Below are 4,993 nucleotides of genomic sequence, written 5' to 3' on the forward strand. Positions count from 1 at the left end.
CAATGGCGATGAATAAAATTCAGTTTCAGGCAGGCCTGTCACTGCATGAATTTCTGCATCAATATGGCACGGAAGCACAATGTGAAGCAGCATTGTTTGCTGCGAGGTGGCCACATGGCTGGAGATGCCTGCGCTGCGATGGGGAGCGATATTCCTGTACCCATAACGGCCGCAAGCTATGGGAATGCCTGGATTGTGGCTACCAATGTTCTTCAATTGTCGGCACCGTGTTTGAAAATACTAAATTACCGCTAAGAACCTGGTTTCTGGCCATTTACTTGATGACGCAAAGCAAGAATGCGGTCAGTGCATTGGAACTCAAACGTCAGCTGGGGGTAAGTTACAAAACGGCATGGTCGATCAAGCATAAGCTGTTACAGACCATGCTGCTGCGCGAAGAGCAACGCCGTCTGGATGGACGCGTGGAGGTTGACGATGCTTATCTGGGAGGTGAAAGGCCGGGAAAGCGCGGCCGGGGCGCGGCAAGTAAGACGCCATTTGTAGCGGCAATACAAACAAACAGCGAGGGGAAGCCACTTTATATACGCTTGACCCCCGTAGCGGGTTTTACATATGAAGCGCTCAAACAGTGGTCGGCTGAATGTCTGTCATCTACTGCACGAGTCGTATCTGATGGTTTGGGGTGTTTCGGGGCGGTTACGCATACAGCCGCGCAGCATGAGCGCCATATTGTGGGAAGTGGCAAATCTGCTGTGCAGCGTGCCGAGTTTCGCTGGGTCAATACGCTTCTTGGCAATCTCAAGACTGCCTTCAGCGGAACCTACCATGCATTCAATCACGCCAAGTATGCACAGCGCTATCTTGCAGAATTCTCCTATCGCTTCAATCGCCGTTTTGATTTGGCTGCCATGGTGCCGCGATTGCTGCGCGCCGCAACGACAGAACCTCTTCCGATCGGTATATTGAGAATTTCTGAGACAGGTAACTAATCAGGAAGATAAATGGCTTGATTATGAGCAAACGATGACCCAAGGGCTGAGTCTGCGCGACTCAGCGAGTTATTGGGGGATAACGAAGAACACAAGCTTTAAGTAGTGACAAAGCTGCCAAAAGAGGCACATCAAAAGAACAGATACCAGTGTCAGTGGTACGTGATCGTCATGATTAAACTGCTGGCTGTAAATTGCATGACGCAAGTACGGAACAAATCAGGACAGAGCTCACGCCTTCGCTGAATAAAAACGTCGTTCTATGCACGGATGGTCTGCCTGCTTGCATACGAACAGATCGCCAGACATGCAAAGATTGTTCATCACCCGGTCAATATTTCCGCTGCTCAGCGAGTCATCAACAGCATCTTTCATATTCAGGACGTCAATGGCGTCAACTTTTTGTTTTCTATCGTCTCTTGGAAAGACAAGACAATTTCAACGGATAATTGCGACATAGCTCTTATAAACCGTCCAGATTCTGTGAATAATCACAGTAACTTCACCAACTCGCAAACCACGTCCTATAGACTCAGGAGAAAGCATTATGCAGGAAACTAGTATCCCCATTAATCTTTGGTTCTGGTTATTAGCCGTATCCCCATTACTGGTTATGTCATTTCTTCTGGTTAAATTACGCTGGACGGCTCAGCAAGCAGGTGCCATTGGCATGCTTTTCGCGGGCACAGTTGCTTTTTTTGCCTTTAAAACTTCGGCTGAAGTTTTAGCCGTGGCTGGTGCCAAAGGCATTTGGGATTCGGTCTCTATTTTACTGGTAATTTGGCCAGCGCTTTTTCTCCATCACACCATGAATCAATCCGGTGGCTACGAGGCAATGCGTCAGGGCGTCGTTAAATTTAGTCGCAACGAGCTGTTTGTCATCATTGCACTTGGTTGGGTGTTTTCTTCTTTTTTACAAGGTATTAGCGGTTTTGGCACACCTATTGTGGTTGTAGCACCGCTGTTAGTCGCTATCGGGGTTAAGCCGATTTACGCCGTTGCTATTCCACTTATCGCCCACATGTGGGGAAAATTCTTTGGCACCATGGCGGTTGGCTGGCTGGCTACTTTACAAGTTGTCACACTAGATGCTCCCACGATAGCTTCCACTGCTTTGCAAACTGCCATATTGCTTATGATACAAGTTGTTTTGGGCGGTTTCTGGATTGTATGGATGTACGGGCGCTTGCCTGCGATTAAGCATGCCTGGCCGCTGGTTTTAATTATCGCTGCGATACACGGCTTTGGGCAAATTATTGTCGTGATATTTGATCCTGTGCTATCGGCCTTCATTCCCGCAACGGCGGCTATGCTTGCACTGTATCCGCTATCTCGTTGGCGCAGGTTTGCTGAACCAATCACCAACATACCTAACAGACCAGCTATGCAAGCCGACCTGGTAAAAGATTTCGTCGATCGCAAAACGCCTATGCAACTGTCAATGTCATTTGCACCCTACATCCTGTTAACCTTACTGACATTAAGTGGTTCGCTGATAGGCCCGCTAAAATCTGCGCTAGGGCAATTTAAGTTTGGTATGTCGTTTCCGGCTGTTGAGTCGGGCTATGGGATTATTAACTCAGCCGTAGATACTTATTCGGCAATAGCGCCTATGAGCAATCCAGGGTTCTTTATATTGGTTACAGCGTTAATCACTGTCTTGGTGTATCGGTCTCGAGGGTATTATAAAGCATGGGCGATAGAGTCTTCACAACCCTCTCCTGGGCTTACAAAAAGTCTCATTAGTAGTGCAATACCCGCGTCTGTGCCCATTATCGCTTTTCTGGTGATGGCTCGATTAATGGATCATTCAGGTCAGAATCAAGTGCTTGCATACGGCATAGCGGCTGTTGCACCGACATATGCATTTGCGTTTTTATCTAATGGTATAGGGGTTATTGGCGCATTTGCGACCTCTAGTAGCACCTCATCGAACGTCCTGCTATCTGATTTACAGCTGACCATAGCAAAGCTAAAAGGTTTACCAGAAGCCACTATATTAGCCGCACAAAGCGCCGGCGGGGCTATCGGCAACGCGATCGCCCCAGCAAACCTAGTCTTAGGTGCAAGTACCACGGGTATTAGTGGAAAAGAAGGCGATATTATGCGTAAAACCTTGTCGTGGACATTAGTTGCGTTTGTATTAACTGGTGTGGCAACCCTCGTGTTGCTGATGCTTAACCTTTAATTGGAGGGATTCATTATGTCTTTGCTAAAAAACCGTCTGACTTACCTGACGATATCTTTTACGCTGCTGGCATTGGCATTTCCGCTAATCAGCATTGGCACATCGCAAGGACCTGCATGGCTATGGCAGCTCGGTCTTAGCTCACTGATCGCAGGCGGTATGATTCCGCCTTTATATCGCCTTCTATCACACCGCTCTACAGAGTTCGACGAACCTGAAAGCTCATCCGATGCGCAAAAAACACATTAACAGTAAAGGAGAATAATTATGATCAACGCAAATGGACCACGTACGGGCCGCCCTCCAACATTGGCAAGTAATGCAATGGTTACATCCCCGCACTATCTGGCGTCTGCATCTGGCTTGCAGGCACTACGCGCTGGTGGCAGTGCGGTAGATGCCTCAATTGCGATAAATGCAACGCTGTGCGTTGTTTATCCGCACATGTCTGGAATAGGTGGCGATGCTTTTTGGTTAATTGCAGGTGCTGGAGTTCAGGGTGTAGAAGCACTGGACGCAAGTGGCCCATCGGCTCAAGCTGCTACTATTGACTATTATCAACAGCGCGGACATACCGATAGTATTCCGAGCCGAGGGGCATTAGCCGCATTAACAACACCAGGTGTTGTTGATGGCTGGCGCGTAGCTCATGAGCGTCATGGTTTATTGCCATGGGCTGATTTGTTTCAAGATGCGATAACCATGGCACGCGAAGGGATGCCGGTTACTCGTTCTTTAGCCGATTGGCTGGCCGCCGATGAGCACCTATTAAAAGAGTACTCAACCACTGCTGATATTTACTTACCCGGGGGCAAGGTTGTAAGAGAAGGTGCAAGGTTGGTACAGTCTGACCTAGCTAACACGCTAGAAATAATCGCTAAACATGGTGCAAGAGATGGTTTTTACGAAGGAGAAATTGCTAAAAACCTTTGCAAAGCGCTTCAAGAGGCTGGCTCTCCCTTACGTCAAAGTGATTTTTCTGAATATCAAGCAAAATGGGTGACGCCAATTTCAACCTTCTATCGAGGTCATCAGATTTATCAGATGCCGCCCAGTACGCAGGGGTTTGCCAACCTGCAAATCATGAATTTACTGGAAGGTTTTGATGTGGCATCCTGGGGTGAGGGCACGGCAGATTATTATCATCATATAGTTGAAGCAATAAAAATTGCGTTTGCTGATCGTGATGAGTGGCTAACTGACCCAAGCTTTGTTGATATCCCACTTGATCAATTATTATCAAAAGACTATGCCGACAAACGCCGCGCATTAATTTCTAGTAAACGAGCGATTGCAGCGCAAGATCTGAAGCCTGGTATTGCATACGAAAAATCTTTCCTGATTAGTTACTTCTCTCAGAAATCTTGTAAAATCGTAACTACTCGCCCCCCAAAAAATATTTAAAAAAACACTTGACAGGTTTTTGTACGAGAAAAATTCAATTTTGTACCTCACAGCCAAATCTCTGCGATAAGCAGCTTAGACCCATCGCCAGGCTGATGACAGTACGATTTTGCCGTTTTGTCCGGGTGAGTTCATTTTATCCTCACCTGCTGGCTTATCGATCGCCAAAAAAAGCCGTGTTATGATGGAGTTATCGATAATAACCCATTAACATCAACGTGGCGAGTCTGGATAAAACTTCGGTTAGAGATGAAGTCAGTCGTTTGAAAGCAGACTTTGATCGTCTTGGCTCGGAAGGAAAATTATCTTCTGAGAGTCAGGCAATCATGAATAGCCTGTTTATGATTGTCGAACTGATCCTGGCTATTTTTCTTGAGCGCAGCACCAAAAAAGATAGTGGCAATTCCAGCAAACCCTCTTCTCAAACGCTAAAAGATGAGTCTGCGGCCAC

At 47.1% G+C, this 4,993-nt stretch carries 5 protein-coding genes and 1 pseudogene; all 6 read left to right on the forward strand.

Annotation, left to right across the window (positions count from 1 at the left end):
* Positions 1-2: 2 nt before the first annotated feature.
* Positions 3-950 carry an IS1595 family transposase gene (locus NSMM_RS12810; RefSeq protein WP_090288021.1) on the forward strand — a complete coding sequence of 316 codons (948 nt, stop codon included), beginning with the start codon at positions 3-5 and terminating at the stop codon, positions 948-950.
* 4 nt (positions 951-954) lie between these two features.
* Positions 955-1,410: pseudogene (locus NSMM_RS16615) on the forward strand (IS1595 family transposase); the annotation flags it as partial.
* An 87-nt stretch (positions 1,411-1,497) separates the two neighbouring features.
* Positions 1,498-3,138 (forward strand): L-lactate permease, encoded by a 1,641-nt coding sequence (locus NSMM_RS12815; RefSeq protein WP_090288023.1) that lies wholly within the window; start codon positions 1,498-1,500, stop codon positions 3,136-3,138.
* Positions 3,139-3,153: 15 nt separating this feature from the next.
* Positions 3,154-3,387, forward strand: a complete 234-nt coding sequence (locus NSMM_RS12820; protein ID WP_176753971.1) for a hypothetical protein — start codon at positions 3,154-3,156, stop codon at positions 3,385-3,387.
* An 18-nt stretch (positions 3,388-3,405) separates the two neighbouring features.
* Complete coding sequence (locus NSMM_RS12825; RefSeq protein ID WP_090288025.1) at positions 3,406-4,542, forward strand: gamma-glutamyltransferase family protein; 1,137 nt, start codon at positions 3,406-3,408, stop codon at positions 4,540-4,542.
* A 218-nt stretch (positions 4,543-4,760) separates the two neighbouring features.
* Positions 4,761-4,993 (forward strand): hypothetical protein (locus NSMM_RS12830; RefSeq protein ID WP_143001948.1); only part of this gene is annotated, 233 nt, incomplete at its 3' end.

It is taken from the genome of Nitrosomonas mobilis (genome assembly GCF_900103035.1).
Taxonomy (GTDB): Bacteria; Pseudomonadota; Gammaproteobacteria; order Burkholderiales; family Nitrosomonadaceae; genus Nitrosomonas; species Nitrosomonas mobilis.